The sequence below is a fragment of the Pseudomonas sp. IC_126 genome, assembly GCF_004331835.1.
Taxonomy (GTDB): Bacteria; Pseudomonadota; Gammaproteobacteria; order Pseudomonadales; family Pseudomonadaceae; genus Stutzerimonas.
On record NZ_SJSS01000002.1, the window covers coordinates 298,319 to 317,491 of the forward strand.

Annotated in this window: 16 protein-coding genes; 6 read left to right on the top strand and 10 right to left on the bottom strand. The window is 61.9% G+C overall.

The features are described 5' to 3' along the window. The first annotated feature begins 24 nt into the window (after positions 1–24). A complete protein-coding gene (gene katE, locus E0D86_RS06855) occupies positions 25–2,160 on the top strand; it encodes a catalase HPII (RefSeq protein WP_131649251.1) in 2,136 nt (711 codons plus the stop codon). A gap of 116 nt (positions 2,161–2,276) precedes the next feature. Here katE and E0D86_RS06860 read toward each other — a convergent pair whose 3' ends face one another. Genes E0D86_RS06860 through zur form a run of 4 tightly spaced genes read right to left on the bottom strand, consistent with a single transcriptional unit; the run spans position 2,277 to position 4,820 of the window. Then, positions 2,277–2,774, bottom strand: a complete 498-nt coding sequence (locus tag E0D86_RS06860) for a M48 family metallopeptidase (RefSeq protein WP_131649252.1) — start codon at positions 2,772–2,774, stop codon at positions 2,277–2,279. Positions 2,775–2,780: 6 nt separating this feature from the next. Next, positions 2,781–3,566 (bottom strand): zinc ABC transporter permease subunit ZnuB, encoded by a 786-nt coding sequence (gene znuB, locus E0D86_RS06865; RefSeq protein WP_131649254.1) that lies wholly within the window; start codon positions 3,564–3,566, stop codon positions 2,781–2,783. 1 nt (position 3,567) lies between these two features. Next, the gene (gene znuC, locus E0D86_RS06870; RefSeq protein ID WP_131649256.1) at positions 3,568–4,338 is read right to left on the bottom strand and encodes a zinc ABC transporter ATP-binding protein ZnuC; all 771 of its coding nucleotides are present in this window, start codon (positions 4,336–4,338) and stop codon (positions 3,568–3,570) included. Then, entirely contained in the window at positions 4,335–4,820 is a 486-nt protein-coding gene (zur, locus tag E0D86_RS06875) for a zinc uptake transcriptional repressor Zur (protein ID WP_131649258.1), read from the bottom strand. The genes znuC and zur overlap by 4 nt, the downstream gene beginning before the upstream one ends. A 32-nt stretch (positions 4,821–4,852) precedes the next feature. On the opposite strand from zur, the gene E0D86_RS06880 reads away from it, so the two are divergent. The 3 genes from E0D86_RS06880 (at position 4,853) to E0D86_RS06890 (ending at position 8,928) form a co-directional block, all read left to right on the top strand. Further along, positions 4,853–5,866: a zinc ABC transporter substrate-binding protein gene (locus tag E0D86_RS06880; protein WP_371924045.1), complete on the top strand. Its 1,014-nt coding sequence runs from the start codon at positions 4,853–4,855 to the stop codon at positions 5,864–5,866. Between the two features lie 165 nt (positions 5,867–6,031). Continuing rightward, positions 6,032–8,182: an adenosylcobalamin-dependent ribonucleoside-diphosphate reductase gene (locus tag E0D86_RS06885; protein WP_131649261.1), complete on the top strand. Its 2,151-nt coding sequence runs from the start codon at positions 6,032–6,034 to the stop codon at positions 8,180–8,182. A 50-nt stretch (positions 8,183–8,232) separates the two neighbouring features. Next, positions 8,233–8,928: an NrdJb gene (locus tag E0D86_RS06890; protein ID WP_131649263.1), complete on the top strand. Its 696-nt coding sequence runs from the start codon at positions 8,233–8,235 to the stop codon at positions 8,926–8,928. A gap of 189 nt (positions 8,929–9,117) precedes the next feature. Here E0D86_RS06890 and ppnN read toward each other — a convergent pair whose 3' ends face one another. The 6 genes from ppnN to E0D86_RS06920 all read right to left on the bottom strand — a co-directional run bounded on the left by ppnN (position 9,118) and on the right by E0D86_RS06920 (position 14,704). After that, the gene (gene ppnN / locus E0D86_RS06895) at positions 9,118–10,491 is read right to left on the bottom strand and encodes a nucleotide 5'-monophosphate nucleosidase PpnN (RefSeq protein WP_131649265.1); all 1,374 of its coding nucleotides are present in this window, start codon (positions 10,489–10,491) and stop codon (positions 9,118–9,120) included. Between the two features lie 376 nt (positions 10,492–10,867). Then, positions 10,868–11,800, bottom strand: a complete 933-nt coding sequence (locus E0D86_RS06900; protein WP_131649267.1) for a phosphatidate cytidylyltransferase — start codon at positions 11,798–11,800, stop codon at positions 10,868–10,870. Between the two features lies 1 nt (position 11,801). After that, positions 11,802–12,422: a 1-acyl-sn-glycerol-3-phosphate acyltransferase gene (locus E0D86_RS06905; protein ID WP_131649269.1), complete on the bottom strand. Its 621-nt coding sequence runs from the start codon at positions 12,420–12,422 to the stop codon at positions 11,802–11,804. Positions 12,423–12,492: 70 nt separating this feature from the next. Continuing rightward, positions 12,493–13,101: a CDP-alcohol phosphatidyltransferase family protein gene (locus tag E0D86_RS06910; protein ID WP_131649270.1), complete on the bottom strand. Its 609-nt coding sequence runs from the start codon at positions 13,099–13,101 to the stop codon at positions 12,493–12,495. Between the two features lie 340 nt (positions 13,102–13,441). Continuing rightward, positions 13,442–14,392 carry a homoserine kinase gene (locus E0D86_RS06915; RefSeq protein WP_131649271.1) on the bottom strand — a complete coding sequence of 317 codons (951 nt, stop codon included), beginning with the start codon at positions 14,390–14,392 and terminating at the stop codon, positions 13,442–13,444. A gap of 30 nt (positions 14,393–14,422) precedes the next feature. Continuing rightward, on the bottom strand, positions 14,423–14,704 hold the full coding sequence (locus E0D86_RS06920; RefSeq protein WP_131649273.1) for a DUF2782 domain-containing protein: 282 nt from the start codon (positions 14,702–14,704) through the stop codon (positions 14,423–14,425). 74 nt (positions 14,705–14,778) lie between these two features. On the opposite strand from E0D86_RS06920, the gene polA reads away from it, so the two are divergent. Together polA and E0D86_RS06930 are read left to right on the top strand one after the other, a co-directional pair. Beyond that, positions 14,779–17,517 carry a DNA polymerase I gene (polA, locus tag E0D86_RS06925; protein ID WP_131649275.1) on the top strand — a complete coding sequence of 913 codons (2,739 nt, stop codon included), beginning with the start codon at positions 14,779–14,781 and terminating at the stop codon, positions 17,515–17,517. A gap of 623 nt (positions 17,518–18,140) precedes the next feature. Then, positions 18,141–19,112, top strand: coding sequence for a TRAP transporter substrate-binding protein (locus tag E0D86_RS06930; RefSeq protein WP_131649277.1), 972 nt, complete (start codon positions 18,141–18,143; stop codon positions 19,110–19,112). The last annotated feature ends 61 nt before the right edge of the window (positions 19,113–19,173 follow it).

Here is a 19,173-nt window from a genome sequence, read left to right on the forward strand (position 1 = left end):
CGCAACCCATTGCGAGGCCCCTCCATGACCGACATCAATGCCCCACGTAACGAAATAGCCGGCACCGACACGCCGGACCGCGCCAACCGCAACGCCAAGCTCGACCAGCTGGAAAACGTCCGCTCCGACGCCACCGGACAGGCCCTGACCACTAATCAGGGCGTGAAGATCGCTGACAACCAGAACACCCTTCGGGCTGGCGACCGTGGCCCCTCGCTGCTCGAAGATTTCATCATGCGCGAGAAGCTCACCCACTTCGACCACGAGCGCATTCCCGAGCGCATTGTCCACGCGCGCGGCTCGGCGGCCCATGGCGTGTTCGTCAGCTACGGCGACCACAGTTGGCTGACCAAGGCCTCGTTCCTCGCCTCCGAAGGCAAGGAAACCCCGGTATTTGCGCGTTTCTCCACGGTGCAGGGTTCGCGCGGCTCCGCGGACACGGTGCGCGATGTGCGTGGTTTCGCCACCAAGTTCTACACCGACGAGGGCAACTTCGATTTGGTCGGTAACAATATGCCGGTGTTCTTCATTCAGGACGCGATCAAATTTCCGGACTTCGTGCATGCGGTCAAACCCGAACCGCACAACGAGATTCCGCAGGCGCAATCGGCCCACGACACCTTCTGGGACTTCGTCTCGCTGACCCCCGAATCGGCGCACATGGTGCTCTGGACCATGTCCGATCGTGCTTTGCCGCGCAGCTTCCGGGCAATGGAAGGTTTTGGCGTGCACACCTTCCGCCTGATCAATGCAGAGGGGGTCTCCCGCTTCGTCAAGTTCCACTGGAAGCCGGTGGCCGGCGCCTTCTCGCTGGTCTGGGACGAGACGCTGAAGATCGCCGGCAAAGACCCGGACTTCAACCGCCGCGACATGTGGGAGGCCATCGAGAGCGGCGATCCCTTCGAATGGGAGCTGGGCGTGCAGGTGGTCGAGGAAGCCGACGAGCACAGTTTCGACTTCGACCTACTCGACCCGACTAAAATCATCCCCGAGGAGCTGGTGCCGGTGCAGAAGCTCGGCAAGATGTCGCTCAATCGCAACCCGGACAACTTCTTCGCCGAGACCGAGCAGGCGGCCTTCCACATCGGTCACATCGTGCCGGGCATCGATTTCACCAACGACCCGCTGCTGCAGGGCCGGCTGTTCTCCTACACCGACACTCAGCTGCTGCGCCTGGGCGGCCCGAACTTCCACGAGATTCCGATCAACCGGCCGCTGTGCCCGCTACACAACAACCAGCGCGATGCGTTCCATCGCCAGGCCATCCACAAGGGCCGCGCCAACTACGAGCCCAACTCCATCGATGGCGGCTGGCCCAAGGAAACCCCGCCAGCGGCGCAGGGCGGCGGCTTCGAGAGTTATCCGGAGCGCGTCGAAGGGCACAAGATTCGCAACCGCAGCGCATCGTTCGGCGACCATTTCTCACAGGCCACGCTGTTCTGGAACAGCATGAGCGAGCCGGAGAAGGAGCACATCATCGGCGCCTACACCTTCGAGCTGGGCAAGGTGGAGCGGGTGTTCATCCGCGAGCGGCAGGTCAACGAGATCCTCGCCAATATCGATCTGGAACTGGCCCGCCGCGTGGCGGACAACCTCGGCCTGCCGGCGCCGAGCGCGCCCACGGTGGCGAAGAAGGAGCCGAAGGCGTCGAGCTCACCGGCGCTGAGCCTAATGAACCATGCGCCGGGCAACATCAAATCGCGCAAGGTGGCGATCCTCGTGGCCAACGGCGTGGACGGCGCAGCTATCGATGCGTTCAAGGCCAAACTCGCCGAAGAGGGCGCCTTCGCCAAACTGATCGGCCCGACGCCTGCGCCGGTAAAAACCGCCGAGGGCAAGGCGCTGGTGATCGATGCGGCTATGGATGGTATGCCGTCTGTGATGTTCGACGCCGTGTTCGTGCCCGGCGGCGCCGACGCGGCGGCGGCCATGGCTCAGTCCGGCGAGGCCAAGCACTATCTGCTCGAAGCCTACAAGCACCTGAAGCCGGTGGTGGTGATAGGCGCGGCGCGGCCGTTGCTGGCGTCGCTGAATCTCGTGCCCGACGCCGGTCTGCTGGAAGGCGATGACGTGGACGCGGTATTCGGAGCCTTCGTTCATGCGCTCGGCCAGCATCGCGTCTGGGCACGCGAGGCGGCGGCCAAGGCGGTGCCGGCGTAGGCACCTTCGCCTCCGGTCCCTCGACCTGCTATCGCCGCGAGGACGGGCCTCCTACCGGTGCGCACCGCGTGCTTTTGTAGGAGGCTCGCCCTCAGGGCGAAGCTTTCCGAGCACCGTCAGGCGCTCTGCAGCTCGCGCCAGTGTAGGTACAGTCGCAGGTCGAATTCGATCTGGCCGTAGCCCGGCAGCATGTGTTCGCAGAGCTTGTAGAAGGCGCGGTTGTGGTCGGATTCGCGCAGGTGCGCCAACTCGTGAACGACGATCATCCGCAGAAATTCCGGTGCCGCGTCCCGAAACAGCGAGGCGACGCGGATTTCCTTCTTAGCTTTCAGCTTGCCGCCCTGCACGCGTGACACCGCGGTGTGCAGGCCAAGGGCGCGGTGGGTGAGGTCGAGGCGGTTGTCGTAGAGCACCTTGTCGATCGGCGGCGCGCTTTTCAGGTGATCCTGCTTCAGGCGCTGGACATAGCCGTACAACGCCTTGTCGCTTTGGTGCTCATGGCGGCCCGGATAGCGGCGCTGCAGATAGTTGCCCAGACGCTGTTCAGCGATCAGCTGGCGGACCTGCTCCAGTAGCGGCTCGGGATAGCCACGCAGATATTTCAGATCAGTCATGGCCGTTCAATTGCGCTTGCGCCAGGCGAAGCTGAGTAGGAACAGCGCGGCGGCGCTGACCACGATGGACGGCCCGGCCGGCGTGTCTTCGTACCAGGATAGCGCCAGCCCCAGACACACCGCGACGATGCCCAACAAGCTCGCGCCCAAGGCCATCTGCTCGGGCGTTCGGGCGTGTCGCTGGGCCGCGGCGGCCGGAATGATCAGCAGCGAGGTGATCAACAGCACGCCAACGATCTTCATCGCCACGGCGATCACCATGGCGATCAGCAGCATCAGTGCCAAGCGGATGGCTGCGACGGGCAGGCCTTCGACCTTCGCCAATTCCTCATGCACCGTCACCGCCAACAGCGGACGCCACAGCGGAATCAGCACCAGCAACACTAGCGCACTGCCGCCGGCGATCCAGGCCAGGTCGGTCGGGCCCACGGCCAGCAGGTCGCCAAACAGGTAGCCCATCAGGTCGATGCGCACGTCCTGCATGAAACTCAGCGAGACCAGCCCGAGCGACAGCGTGCTGTGCGCGAGAATGCCGAGCAGCGTGTCGGAAGCTAGCGGCTGGCGCTGCTGCAGGGTCACCAGCAACACTGCCAGCAGCACGCAGCAGACGACGACCGCGAGGGTCAGGTTGACCTCCAGCATCAGTCCCAGCGCTACGCCGAGCAGCGCGGAGTGGGACAGCGTATCGCCGAAATAGGCCATGCGCCGCCAGACTACGAAAGAGCCGAGTGGGCCGGCGACCAGTGCCAGGGCGAGACCGGCGAGCAGGGCGTTCAGTAAAAAGTCAGGCATGTCAGTGCTTGCAGTTCGGACCGTGGACGTGGGGTTTACCGGTGATCACGCTGCCATGCAGGTCGTGGCTGTGATCGTGCTGGTGATGGTAGATCGCCAGACTGCGCGCGTCCTGACCGAACAGCTCGATGAAGGCCGGGTCGGCACTGACCTGTTCCGGATGCCCGGAGCAACACACGTGGCGGTTCAGGCAGACCACCTGGTCGGTGGCGCTCATCACCAGATGCAGGTCATGCGAAACCATCAGCACGCCGCAACCGTAGCGCTCGCGTAGCCGGCCGATGAGGCGATAGAGCTCGGCCTGCCCGGCGACATCGACGCCCTGCACCGGCTCGTCGAGTACCAGCAGTTCCGGTTCGCGCAGCAGCGCGCGGGCCAGCAGTACCCGTTGCATTTCACCGCCCGAAACCGATTGCAGCGGGCTGTCGATCACCTGTTCGGCACCCACTTCGCTCAGTGCGCGAAGGGCCGCGGCGCGATCCACGCCTGGGACCAGGCGCAGGAATCGCAGCACTGACAGTGGCAGTGTTGCGTCGACGTGAAGCTTCTGCGGCATATAGCCGACACGCAGCTTCGGCTTGCGCCAGACGGTGCCGCTGTCCGGTTTCAGCAACCCCAATACCGCGCGCACCAGCGTGGTCTTGCCGGCGCCGTTGGGGCCGATCAGCGTGACGATCTCGCCACGCTGCACTTGCAGCTGCGCGCCTTCGAGCACCGCCTGCTTGGCGAAGTGGACATGAATGTCATCCAGGCGGATCAGCGCCTCGCTCATGCCGCACTCCGGCAGGTCGCGCAAAGACCGACTACTTCAACGGTCTGGCCTTCGACTTGGAAATTCACGCTGTGCGCAGCCTGATTGATGGCCTCGCTGACGATCGATTGCTCGAGCTCGATCGCGGTATGGCAGTTGCGGCAAATCAGGAATTGCCCCTGATGTGGATGCTCGGGGTGGTTACAGCCGATGAAGGCGTTGAGCGATGCGATGCGATGCACCAGGCCGTTTTCCAGCAGAAAGTCCAATGCTCGGTAGACGGTTGGTGGTGCGGCGCGACGGCCGTCCTGCTCGGTCAGCGCGCCGAGAATGTCGTAGGCGCCGAGTGGCTTGTGGCTTTGCCAGACCAATTCCAGCACACGCTTGCGTAGCGCCGTCAGACGCACACCTGCGCGCGCGCAAAGCGCATCGGCTTCGGCCAGCGCGCTACTGACGCAGTGGTCATGATCATGAGGAGTGCAGGCCAGCGGGATATTGGGCATGGGCGGAGACGAGGCTTTGGAGAGACGTTATTATGTTACCCATTCAAACCAGCCGAGTGTTGCCCGTGTTCCGCCTTTTTTCGTTGCCTTTACTTGTAACTCTCATCTTTCTCGGCAGTGCGCCGGCCCGCGCCGAGGTGGCTCTTGTCACCAGCATCAAGCCTCTGCAGCTGATCGCTGCGGCTATCCAGGACGGCGTGGGCGAACCGCAGGTGCTGCTTCCGGCGGGCGCCTCTGCTCATCATTACGCGCTGCGGCCATCCGACGTACGGCAGATTCGCAGTGCCGATCTGTTTTATTGGATTGGTCCGGATATGGAAGCTTTCCTGGAACCGGTGCTGAAAGGCCGCGAAGGGCCGAGCGTTGCTGCGCAGTCGCTGCCGGGGCTGACGTTGCGTCATTTTGGTGATGAGCATGCCCAGTCTCACCATGGTCATGACGAGCATGCGCACGAAGCCGACAATCATGATCACGATGCACATGAAGCTCACGCGGCCGGCGGTCACCATGATCATGCGCACCGCCCCGGCAGTCTCGATGCTCACCTCTGGCTGTTGCCGGCCAATGCCTTGGTCATAGCCGCGAATATGGCCGACAAGCTTGCGGCCGTCGATCCAGCCAATGCATCGCATTATCAGGCGAATCTCGAGGGGTTCCGACAGCGTTTGGACGCGCTCGATCAGCGCCTGACGAAGCGGCTAAGCGATACCAGCAAAAAGCCCTTCTTCGTCTTTCATGAAGCCTACGACTATTTCGAAGCAGCCTATGGCCTCGCGCATACCGGTGTGTTCGCCGCTGGCGAGGCCCAGCCGGGGGCGCGTCACGTCGCCGAGATGCGTCAGCGCCTGGAGCAAGCCGGCCCCAGCTGCGTATTTTATGAGCCGCCGATCCGTCCGCGTCTGGCCGACAGCTTGATCCGTGAATTACCGGTACAGGTCGCCGAGCTGGACGCCATGGGTCAGGGCATCGAAGCCACCGCTGGCGGCTACGAGCGTCTGATCGAAAATCTCGGGATGTCGCTCGTTGAGTGTTTGGAAAGTCTGTAAGTAACGGGCAGCCAAGGCAATTTGCTCTAACCGGGGTTAGCGTCATCCCAATCGCCACCGGTCAGGAATAGCCCTTAGGCATCGGCAACTTGATGAATGTCATCCCAAGCCCTGCCGTGCTGGCTTAAGCTTGCGTCTTTTCCCATTTGCATGAGGATGCGCAGCATGGCGAAGACCGACGGGCCGATCACGGCAGACAGTAAAACCACCGCCGGAATCGCCCTGCAGGCGGCTTCAGAGGACATCTGGGCGCAGAAGTACCGCCTGACCGACAAGGACGGTACGCCCGTCGACGACAGCGTCGACGCCACCTGGCAGCGGGTCGCCCGTGCCTTGGCGGAGGTCGAGTCGCAAGATAAGCGCGAGCACTGGTACGAGCGCTTCCTGTGGGCACTGCGCAACGGCGCCATCCCGGCGGGGCGGATCATTTCCAACGCCGGCGCGCAGGACTACAAGCCGGCCACCTCGACTATCAACTGCACTGTTTCTGGCACCATCGACGATTCGATGGACCAGATCCTCGGCAAGGTCCACGAGGCCGGGCTGACGCTCAAGGCCGGCTGCGGCATCGGTTATGAATTCAGCACCCTGCGCCCGCGCGGCTCCTTCGTTTCCGGGGCTGGCGCGCATACCAGCGGGCCGCTGTCGTTCATGGATATCTTCGACAAGATGTGTTTCACCGTCAGCTCCGCCGGTGGTCGTCGCGGCGCGCAGATGGGCACTTTCGACGTCGGCCATCCGGACGTGCGCGAATTCATACGTGCCAAGCGCGAAGACGGCCGCCTGCGCCAGTTCAACCTCAGCCTGCTGATCACCGATGAATTCATGCAGGCGGTGGAAAACGACGCCGAGTGGCCGCTGATCTTCCCGCTGCACCTCAAGGAAAAGGCCGAGCTGGATCTGGACGACCCCGAGCAGATCGTCTGGCGCGAGTGGCCGAGCCACGAGGGCTACATCGTCCGCGACGATGGCCTAGTCGCCTGCAAGATCTACGGCCGGGTCAAGGCGCGGCACCTGTGGGACATGATCATGGTCTCCACCTACGACTACGCCGAGCCGGGCTTCATCCTCATCGACCGCGTCAACCAGTTGAACAACAACTGGTGGTGCGAGGCGATCCGCGCGACCAATCCCTGTGGCGAGCAACCATTGCCGCCCTATGGGTCCTGCCTGCTGGGTTCGATCAACCTGACCAACTTCGTGATTGATCCATTCGGTGCCGATGCCCGTTTCGACTGGGACAAATACCGCGAAGTGGTGCGTCTGTTCACCCGCATGCTCGACAATGTCGTGGAAATCAATGGCCTGCCGTTGCCGCAGCAGCGTCACGAGATCGAGCAGAAGCGCCGTCACGGTATGGGCTTCCTCGGCCTCGGCTCGACCCTGACGCTGCTCAAACTGCGTTACGGCAGCCCGGAAGCCTGCGTATTTACCGAAGAAGTCGCGCGCGAAATGGCGCTGGTCGGCTGGGAAGAGGCGCTCGAACTGTCGAAGGAGAAGGGGCCGGCGCCCCTGCTTGCCGAGACCTTTGAAGTCACCGCCGAGATGCTGCGCAAGCGCCCGGAAATGAAGAAGCACGGTTACAAGGCCGGCGACCAGGTGCCGGGTCGCGTGCTGCACGCCAAGTATTCGCGTTACATGCAGAAGATCGCCGAATATGCGCCCGAGCTGATCGAGGCGCTGGCCGAGCAGGGCGCGCGCTTCACTCATCACAGCTCCATCGCGCCCACCGGCACCATCAGCCTGAGCCTGGCCAACAACGCCTCCAACGGCATTGAGCCGAGCTTCGCCCATCATTACTCGCGCAACCTGATCCGCGCCGGACGCAAGGCGAAGGAAAAGATCGAGGTGTTCAGCTATGAGTTGCTGGCCTATCGCACTTTGATCAACGAGCGAGCCAAGCCGGGTTCCGACGTGCCGGGCGAGAAGCTGCCCGACTACTTCATCACCGCCGACGACATCACCCCGACTCAGCATGTCGACATTCAGGCGGCCGCGCAGAAGTGGGTCGACTCGTCGATTTCCAAGACTGCCAACGTGCCCACCGACTATCCGTTCGAGGCCTTCAAGGACATCTACCGCTACGCCTGGCGCCAAGGCCTCAAGGGTTGCACCACCTTCCGCTTCAACCCGGCGGCGTTTCAGGGCGTGCTGGTCAAGGAAGCCGACCTGGAAAAGACCCTTTATCGCTTCGTTCTCGAAGACGGCAGCGTGGTCGAGTTGAAAGGAAATGAAGAGGTCGAATACGACGGCGAGGTCAATTCCGCCGCCAACCTGTTCGATGCCCTCAAAGAAGGCTATTACGGCAAGTATTGAGCCCCGATCAGTAGCCGGGCGGCGCGCGCCGCCCGGATGGAGAACCTGTAATGACCGTCAAGATTACTCAGCGCATCAAGGGCTTCAAGGTTGTCGATGAGACCCTCGAACGCCCCGCCGTAACGCCCGACAGCAACGCCAGCAAGGCGAAGGTGGTGGAGATGGACGAAAGTCTGCAACGCCCGGAAACGCTGGTCGGCATGACCTACAAGATCAAGTCGCCGCTGTTCGAGCACGCACTCTACGTCACCGTTAATGATGTTGTGCTCAACGCCGGTACGCCCCACGAGCAGCGCCGGCCGTTCGAGATCTTCATCAATTCGAAGAACATGGATCATTTCCAATGGATCGTCGCGCTCACTCGGATCATGTCCGCCGTGTTCCGCAAGGGCGGCGACTGCACCTTTTTGGTCGAGGAGCTGAAAGCAGTATTCGATCCGCGTGGCGGCTACCTGAAGAAGGGCGGCGTTTACATGCCGTCCATCGTCGCCGAAATCGGCGGCGTGCTGGAGCGCCATTTGATAGCCATCGGAATGCTCGAAGGTCACGCGCTGGACGAAACCCAGCTCAAATACCTGGCTGAGAAACGCGCCGCCTACGAAGCCAGCCAGGGCGCGGTGGCGGTCGAGCCGGGCGAAGGCTTCCCGGCTGGCGCGCAACTTTGCAACAAGTGCAACACCCAGGCAGTGGTGCAGATGGATGGCTGCGCTACGTGTTTGAATTGCGGGAATTCGAAGTGCGGATGAGCGGGCGTACGTTCAGCTAGTAGCGGGCATACGAACCCGCTGTCATCACCTGCGGTGGTTGCGACAAGCTCCAATGCCTCCGCCGGAAATGGAAGGCCCGCCGCGGAGGCGGGCCTCTCCCTCAAAAGCGCGCTTATACGTTAGAAAACACTTCGCCCCTGGCTCGGGCCTTGGGGCGGGGCTGCGCCTTCAGCTCACCACTCGATAGCACGGCTCGTAAGGGCGTCCGCCGGGTAGCTTCATCCGATGCTGCAGGACGAACGCCTGCAGCAACTCGTCCAACGGTTTCATGATCGCCGCGTCGCCGTGGATCTCGTAACGGCCGAACTTTTCGATGCGGCGGATACCCTTGTCCTTCACGTTACCGGCGACGATGCCGGAGAACGCCCGGCGCAGGTTCGCCGCCAATTCATGGGGCGGTACGTCGCGGGTCAGGCGCAGGCTGGCCATGTTCTCGTGGGTCGGGTCGAACGGATGCTGGAAACCTTCGTCGATCTTCAGCAGCCAGTTGAAGTGGAAGGCGTCGTTGCGTTCGCGACGGAACTGCTTGACGGCTTTCAGCCCCTCGACCATCTGCCGGGCCACCTCGGCCGGGTCGTCGATGACGATCTGATAGTGGCGCTGGGCTTCTTCGCCGAGTGTCGCGCCGACGAAATCGCGTAGCTGCTGCAGGTAGGGCGCGGCGCTTTCCGGACCGGTGAGGATGACCGGGAAGGGCACGTCGCGGTTGTCCGGATGCAGCAGAATACCCAGCAGATAAAGGAATTCCTCCGCCGTGCCGACACCGCCGGGGAAGATGATGATGCCGTGGCCGACACGGACGAAGGCCTCCAGACGCTTCTCGATATCCGGCAGGATCACTAGTTCATTGACGATCGGGTTCGGCGCTTCGGCGGCAATGATGCCCGGCTCGGTTAGGCCCAGATAGCGGCCGCTGACGATGCGCTGTTTGGCATGGGCGATGGTTGCGCCCTTCATCGGGCCTTTCATCACGCCTGGGCCGCAACCGGTGCAGATGTTCAGGTTGCGCAGGCCCAGCTCGTGGCCGACACGCTTGCTGTACTGGTATTCCTCGGTGCTGATCGAATGCCCGCCCCAGCACACCACCATGTTCGGCTCGATGCCGGAGCGCAGGGTGCGTGCATTACGCAGCAGGTGGAAGACGTAGTCGGTGATGCCGGCGGAACTGCTCAGGTCGATGCGCGAGCTGCCCAGTTCGCTCTCGGTGTAGACGATGTCACGTAGTGCGCTGAAGAGCATTTCGCGCGTGCTGGCGATCATCTGCCCATCGACGAAGGCATCGGCGGGCGCGTTGATCAGCTCCAGGCGGACGCCGCGGTCCTGCTGATGAATGCGGACCTCAAAGTCGTCGTAGGCCTCCAGGATGGTCTTGGCGTTGTCGATGCGCGCGCCGGTGTTGAGGATCGCCAGGGCGCACTGACGGAATAGCGTATAGGTGCTGCCCGAACTGGCTTCGCTGAGCTGTTGTACTTCTCGCTGGGACAGTGTTTCCAGGCTGCCCTTGGGGGCTACCGAGGCATTGATTACATAGCGTGAGGTCATTCGTTCTGTTCCCTGAAAACAATGCCACCGAGCCAGGCAGGTCAGGTGCATCAGGTTGGTAAGCGCAGCGCGGTGTGGTCGCGCACAGTGCAATCGTCCAGGCTAGCATCGCGCCAGCTTCTTCAGTGGCAATGCCTGCTTTCAGATCGCCACGACGTCAGCCAGCTGAGACCGGCCATCTTACACCTGCCGCAGCGGCGCGCATGGCAGGGTTCACTTGACGCCCAGGACATGAGAAAGGTTCCGCACGATTAGCCATCGGTTGAGTTGGTTGGTATGCATCCGGCGCGTCTGGCCACCGGACGGTTCGACAGTGTCGGCGCAGTTGGACTGCGCCGCCTTAGTCTGTTTCGTCACAGCAGCGGGGTGCTGCGGCTCACGCCCACCAATAACGCACCGTGTGGAAAAAAATCGGCGCGGCGAAGCATACCGAGTCGAGGCGGTCGAGCATGCCGCCGTGCCCTTCGATCATGTGCCCCCAGTCCTTCACGCCACGGTCGCGCTTGATCGCCGACATCACCAACCCGCCGAAGAAGCCGAGCAGATTCAGCAGCAGTGCGATCAGCGCCGCCTGCCAGAAGGTGAAAGGCGTGATCCAGAACAGCGCCGCGCCGATCAGCGTTGCCAGCGCGATGCCGCCAACGAAGCCTTCAACGGTTTTCGATGGCGACAGGTTGGGCGCGATCTTGCGCTTGCCGGCGAGCTTGCCGCAGACGTACTGCAGCACGTCGGAGAGTTGCACCACCATCACCAGCCAGGCGATCAGCAACAGGTTGCGGCCTTCGAAACCGGCGATTTCCAGCGTCAGCAGCGCCGGCACATGCGACACGCAGAACACCGCGATCATCAGGCCCCATTGCACCTTCGAGGCACGCTCAAGATAGCGCGTGGTGTCGCCGCCCAGCGAGGCGAGGATCGGCAACAGCAGGAAGATGTACACCGGAATGAAGATCGCGAACAGGCCGTACCAGCCGATACCGACCAGCAGGTATTGCACCGGCAGCACGAAATAGAACGCCGCGACCAATGCCGGATAATCGCTGCGCCGGGTCGGCGCCAGGGTCATGAACTCGCGCAGGGCGAAGAAGGAAACCATATAGAAAAGGATCACCACCGCCGTGTGCCCGAGCCAGAAGGCGATGCCGATCACCGCGACCATCACCCACCAGGCGTTGATGCGCGCGTTGAGGTTGTCGACTACCGGGTTCTCGGCGTCGCCACTGCGGCGCTTGAGTACGAAGCCGATCAGCGAGGCCAGGGCGAGCAGGGCGCCGATTCCGGCGAACAGCATGAGTGTGTTGTTGTCCATGTCAGGCTTCCTCCGGCGCCAGTTCCAGCAGCGCCTCGCGGGCGCGGGTCAGGAAAGCGTCCTTGTCTTCGTTCTCGTCGATGCTCAGCGGCGCGCCGAAACTGACCGTGCACAGCAGCGGCAAGGGCAGCGAGCGGCCCTTCGGCATCACGCGGTTGAGGTTGGCGATCCATACCGGCACCAGCTCCACCTCGGGTCGCGCCTGGCCGAGACGGAAGAGCCCGCCCTTGAACGGCAGCAGACCCTCTTCGAGATTGCGTGTGCCCTCCGGAAACAGGATCAGCGAATGCCCTTCATCCAATGCATCGAGCATTGGCTGCAACGGATCGACCGACGGGTCGCGACGCTCACGGTCGACTAGCACGCCGTGAAACACGCGATTGATGATGAAGCGGCGCATCTGTCCCTTCTGCCAGTAATCCGCACCGGCTACCGGTCGGGTTCGTTTGCGCAGCTCGGACGGGAGGGAGGCCCAGAGCAGCACGAAGTCGCCGTGGCTGGTGTGGTTGGCGAAATAGATACGCTGAGTGCGGGTCGGCGCGCAGCCTAGCCAGAGACTGCGCGTGCCGGTGAGCAGGCGCGCCGCGGAGGTGAGAAGGAAAGCGGACAGGTAGCCGAGCATCTATGGTTCCTCGGGGGCATCGACGGTTGACGGGGCGCAGAGCTGAGCGCAATGAGAAACTTGCGAGAAATCAGGCCGCCGTTTCGTTCAATCCCTGGCGTACACGGTTGATCAGCGTGTACAGCGCAAGGGCGGCTATCAGCAGCAATGCGCCATTGATCCAGCTTGCGGACAACCAGCCGCAGGCCACGCCAGCGGCCAGCACGCCGAAGGCAAAGGCGCGATCGCTTTTGCCCATGGGGCCGTCGTAGCGGCGCGAGGCGCCCACCATCGGACCCAATACGCCGGCGTACTCACTGAACAGCGCCAGCAGGACGACTAGCACCACGGCCATCGCCGAAACGCCTGGCAACAGGGCGAAAGGAAGGTAGAGGGCGCTATCCGCGACCACATCGCAGAGCTCGTTGAGATAGGCGCCCAACCGGGACTGCTGGCCGAATTCGCGGGCCAGCATCCCGTCGATGGCATTGAGCGCCATGCGCAGGAGCATCCAGACGGGGATCAAGGCGAAAAGCCAGGCGAGCTCCACCCACAGCGCGACGGCGCCAGCGACCAGTAGCGACAGCACGAGGGCAGCGATGGTGACTTGGTTGGCGGTAATGCCGAGCGCGTGGAGGCGCTGCACCAATGGGCGCAACAGATCCTGGAAGCGTGGCTTGAGCTGATAGATGGAAAGCATCATCGATTCCTTTCGATGTGGGCATCGTGTGCGCGAATGATTGTGCAAGCGGCGAAGCGCGATCAATCGGAGCCGGACTTTGGGGAAAAACAGGGCGCGTGGCAAGTAGGCTCAGCGGTGCGCCGCTGTTTTTGGGAGATGGTCGGCGTCAATAGTAGAAGGACCCGCTATGGCGCTGGGTTCACTGCGAATTGATGTGCCAGCCAAGTATCCAACGCTCGGAGATTCACCCCGGGCTTCGGTACATGACTGCTCAGTTCGGCCAGATTTTCGATGCCTGTGGTCCGGCGATTCCTTGCGTTCGCGGTGTTCCGCCGTGTTCAACCTCTTGGCCTGGCTGCTAGAGCGCAAACGGCAATGTGCTATGGCATTGCCGGCGGGCGGCGAGCAGGCGGTGGAATTCTTCAGGGTCCTTGATCAGCACGGGTTGTCCGGCGAAGTTCTGCGCGGCGATCAGGCGCGAGAGCCAGAACCGCACGCCGGCCACGCGCAGCATCGGCTGCCATAGCTCAGCCTCGGCCGGGGTGAAGCGGCGCAGGCTGGAGTAGGCGGCGAGCAATGCCTGGCTGCGTTCCTCGTCGAGCTCGCCGTTGGGGTGGCTGCACCAGTCGTTAACCGTGATGGCGATGTCGTAGAGCATCGGCCCGGAGCAGGCGTTATAGAAGTCGATCACGCCGGTCAGGTGACCCCCCTCGAAGAGCACATTGTCGCGGAACAGATCGGCGTGCAGGTTGGCGCGGGGCAAGGCGAGGATCTTCGGCTTCAGCTCGGCGATTTCCGTCAGGCTTTCGCGCAGTAGCGGTAGCTGGTCCTCCGGCAGTCCCATGGCAATGCTGGGGCCTTCTTCCTGCATCCAGTCCAGGCCGCGGTCGCTGCGTCGCTCGAGGATGTGTTCGCGCGTCGCCAGATGCAGGCGCGCCAGCAGCCGGCCCACTTCGCTGCAGTGGTGGGCATTGGGCACCGCCACGTGCCGGCCCGGCAAGCGCGGTTGCAGCAGCGCCGGCTTGCCTGCCAGGTTGCGCAGGGCTTCGCCGTCCCGGGTGTGTAACGCGTAGGGCACCGGCAGGCCGGCTCGGTGCAGTACCTCGAGCAGCTCGATGAAGAACGGCAGGTCCTGGGTCGGGCCGCGCTCAACCAGGGTCAGAACGTACTGGCCCTGTTCCAGGCTGACGAAGAAATTGCTGTTCTCGCTGCCTGCGGCGATGCCCTCGAATTCTTGCAGACGTCCCAGTTGATAGGGCGCCAGAAAGGCTTCCAGTTCTTCGTGTTGCAGCGGGGTGAATACCGACATGAGTGGCCTTCCGTTATCGTCGTCGCGGCGTTACCAGCTGAAGATTTCCCAGGCAGGGATCAGCATGTCCGGCTGGTCGGCTCGGATGAAATTGCTGTCGCCATCGGCGCGCACCAGAAAGTAGGGTTTGCCCGACTTTGGGGTGATCTTCACAGCATAGAGGAAGCCGTTGACGCGATATTCCTCGACGGTCCGCTCACCTTCCTGGCGAATGGTCACATCGGGCTCACCCTCGACCGACTCCTGGGCAAAACCGGTCAGCGGCACGAGCGCCAGCAGGCCGGCCAGCATCAGAGGTTTGAGCGTACGCATGATAACCTTGCCCTTTATCGTCAAGTGGTCCCTGCATTCTAGCCCCGGACCCGCCGAAAAGGTTGATCCCGCTCATGAGTCAAACGCCCCTGGTTCTGGTGGACGGTTCGTCCTACCTCTATCGCGCCTTCCATGCCCTGCCGCCGCTGACCACCTCGACCGGCAAACCCACCGGCGCGGTGAAGGGTGTGCTGAACATGCTGCTGTCGCTGCGCCGACAATATCAGGACAGCCCCTTCGCGGTGGTCTTCGATGCCAAGGGGCCGACGTTCCGCGACACGTTGTTCGCCGAATACAAATCCCATCGCCCACCGATGCCGGACGACCTGCGTGGTCAGGTCGAGCCACTGCATGCCAGCGTTCGCGCGCTCGGCATGCCGCTGTTGTGCGTGGACGGGGTCGAGGCCGACGACGTGATCGGCACCTTGGCGCGCCAATGCGCAGCCCTCCAGCGCGACGTCGTCATCTCCACTGGCGACAAGGACATGGCGCAGCTGGTCTGCCCGCACGTCACGCTGGTCAACACCATGACCGGCAGCGTCTATGACATCGAGGGTGTACGGACCAAGTTCGGCGTCGGTCCCGAGCTGATCATCGATTTCCTCGCGCTGATGGGCGACAAGGTTGACAACATCCCCGGCGTGCCCGGCGTTGGCGAGAAGACCGCCTGCGGCTTGCTCAATGGCATTCCCGGCGGTCTGAAGGGGCTTTACGAGAACCTCGAAAAAGTCTGCGATTTGCCGATTCGCGGTGCCAAGTCGCTGGCCGCCAAGCTCGAAGAACACCGTGATGCGGCGTTCATGTCCTATGAGCTGGCGACGATCAAGATCGACGTGCCGCTGGATGTGCAGGTGGCCGATCTAATGCCGGGCGAACCGCATCGCGAGGCGTTGATCGCGCTGTACCGCGAGCTGGAATTCAAACAGTGGCTCGACGAGCTGCTGCGCGAGGCCAAGGCGGCGAACTGCGAAGTTACGCCTGAGGAATGCTCGATCCAGGCGGAAGCCGAGTACGACACTGTCCTCGATCAGGCCGAATTCGACGCCTGGCTGGCGCGTCTGCAGGCTGCCGACTGCTTCGCCTTCGATACCGAGACCACCAGCATCGATGCGCAGAAGGCGCAGCTGGTGGGCGTTTCATTCGCCATCGAGACCGGCAAGGCCGCCTACGTGCCGCTGTGTCACAGTTATATGGGGGTGCCGCAGCAGCTCGACCGTGACGCGGTGCTCGCTGCCCTCAAACCGCTGCTGGAAGACCCGGCCAAACGCAAGATCTGCCAGCACGGCAAGTACGACATGAACGTGCTGATGCACTACGGTATCGAAATGCGCGGCATGAGCTGCGACACCATGCTCGAATCCTACGTGCTGGACGCCACCGCGACCCGTCACGACATGGACAGCCTGGCGCTGAAATATCTCGGCCGCGGCACCATCCGCTTCGAGGACATCGCCGGCAAGGGCGCCAAGCAGCTGACCTTCGACCAGATCGCCATCGAACAGGCCGGACCCTACGCGGCCGAAGATGCCGACGTTACCCTGCGCCTGCACCAGACACTGATGGAAAGGCTCGAAGCCACGCCCTCGCTGCTCAAGGTACTGAACGAGATAGAGATGCCGTTGGTTCCGGTGCTGGCGCGTATCGAGCGCAACGGTGCGCTGGTCGACGCCAATCTGCTCGGGCTGCAGAGCGTCGAGCTGGGCGAAAAACTCGTCGCTCTAGAGCGTGAGGCTTATGACATCGCTGGCGAGGAGTTCAACCTCGGTTCGCCCAAACAGCTGTGCGCCATCCTCTATGAAAAGCTCGGCTGTCCGGTATTGTCGAAGACCGCTGGAGGCCAGCCCTCGACCGCCGAAAGTGTGCTGGCCGACCTTGCCGATAAGGATTACCCGCTGCCCAAGGTGATCATGCAGCACCGCTCCCTGAGCAAGCTCAAGGGCACCTACACCGACAAGCTGCCGCAGCAGATCAACCCTCGCACAGGACGTATCCACACCAGCTATCACCAGGCGGTAACGGCGACCGGCCGGTTGTCTTCGTCGGACCCGAATCTGCAGAACATCCCGATCAGAACGGCTGAAGGGCGGCGCATTCGCCAGGCTTTCGTCGCGGCACCCGGCTACAAGCTGCTGGCCGCCGACTACTCGCAGATCGAACTACGCATCATGGCCCATCTGGCCCAGGATGAAGGGTTGCTGCATGCTTTCCAGAACGATCTGGATGTCCACCGCGCCACCGCCGCCGAGGTCTTCGGCGTATCGCTGGATGAGGTGAGCAACGACCAGCGCCGCAGCGCCAAGGCAATCAACTTCGGTCTGATCTACGGCATGAGCGCCTTCGGCCTGGCCAAGCAGATCGACGTCGCGCGCGGCGAAGCGCAGGCCTATATCGATCGCTACTTCGCGCGCTACCCCGGCGTGCTCGCCTACATGGAGCGCACCCGTACCCAGGCCGCCGAGCAGGGCTACGTGGAGACCCTGTTCGGTCGCCGGCTGTATCTGCCCGAGATCAACTCCAAGAACGGCGCCATGCGCAAGGGCGCCGAACGCACCGCGATCAATGCGCCGATGCAGGGCACCGCGGCGGACATCATCAAGCGCGCCATGATTAGTGTGGACAACTGGCTGCAGAACAGCGGCCTGGATGCACGGGTGATCCTGCAGGTGCACGACGAACTGGTGTTGGAAGTGCGCGAGGATCTGGTCGAGCAGGTGCGCGCAGCCATCTGCCCGCTGATGAGCCAGGCCGCCGAGCTGGACGTGCCGCTGTTGGTGGAAGCGGGCGTGGGCGACAACTGGGACGAGGCGCACTGAAGGGGCGCAGACGAAGCGAGACGAAATTATTTTTTCTGACTCATTGAACTCATGACGCAAAAGGCGAGTCATAGGCTTCGGAGGGTGTCAAAACCCTTCGATGCTCCTTGTTGTGTTAAGTGTTGGCAGATCATCTGGACCTCGCCCTAGCGGTCCGGATTTGGAACCTCGAACTTCCCCCTCCCCCAACGAAGTTCGAGGTTTTTTTTCGCCTGGACAAAACACCGGCCCAGACGAGTCTTCGCGCTCGTCCGGCTGTGCTTTGACGAACCACATTTCAACGTCCCTTCTTCTTGGCGGCGAACACCTGTGTTGGCTGCAGATATCACTGCGAGAACCGCTGATCGCCAGCCATCGCAGCGCCTGATTAGGCGCTAAAAAAGCAAAATGAAATTAATGGAAAAGCCATTTGCTAGGCTGCGAATCTTAGACTAACGTCCAAAAGTGAATTATGAATTCATTTTGATCAGTCAGCTGCGCGCCCGGCAAATGCAGGGAGTTCTACTCGTCACTCTTCCCGTTCGATAGCTGCAAAAGAACAGCAACGAACTGACCGAACGGGAAAGAAATTCGGGCTTTGCGGCGTTGGGTACCAACAAAAATAACAATGAGTGGAGATCCACATGAAAGGCTCAAAGAAAGCGCTTCTTGCATCAGTACTGGCCCTCGGCGTTTCGGTAGCACAGGCTGCTGATACCCAAATCAAATTCGGCCATGTGGGCGGGCCAGGCTCCCTATTCGAGATAACAGCTAACGAATTCGCTCGGATCGCTAACGAAAAACTGGATGGGTATGAGGTTGTGCCTTACGGCTCCAGTCAGCTCGGTAGCGATTCGCAAATGCTAAACAAGCTCAAGTTAGGCACGCTTGATCTCGCATTGCCCTCCACGGTCATGAGCAGCGTCAGCCCCGAGTTCTCGCTGTTCGAAATGCCGTACCTGATCAAGGATCGGGAACACATGAAGAAGGTTCGCGACGAAGTAGTGCGCGATGTCATGTACACAGCGGCGGAAAAAAGGAACCTGAATATCATTGCCGTGTGGGAAAACGGCAGCCGGCAGATCACCAATAACAGCCGTCCGATCGTAGTACCCAAAGATCTCGAAGGGCTAAAGCTAAGAACGCCGAACGGGATCTGGCGCGTTGAAATGTTCAAGGGCTACGGCGCTAATCCTGCGCCCATGGCGCTCTCCGAAGCCTTCGTTGCATTGCAGACCGGCGCGATGGATGGCCAGGAAAACCCGCTCGTCCAGATTTACTCGCAGCGCTTCCATGAGGTTCAACGCTTTCTTTCCTTGTCCAACCATGTCTACACCCCGGCGTTTGTGGTGGCAGGCGCCAGCTGGAAGCGTTTGCCGGAAGAGGTGAGAACAGTGCTGTCGGATGCAGCGATGGAAGTTGAAGACTTTGCTCTAAAGCAAGGCGAGGAGCTCGATAACAGCCTTGTCGAAAAGATGAAAGAGGCTGGCATGGAGGTCAACGAGGTCGACCAGCAAGCGTTTATTGACGGCTCGGATGCAATTTATGCGAAGTTTTCCGAGGAAGTTGATGGCGGCAAAGAAATGCTGGAAAAAGTAAGGCAGCTCCGCGACTGATAGGTGATATCTCCGTTGTGCATGACTTGCTCATCCCGCAAGTCATGCACGGAACAATTGA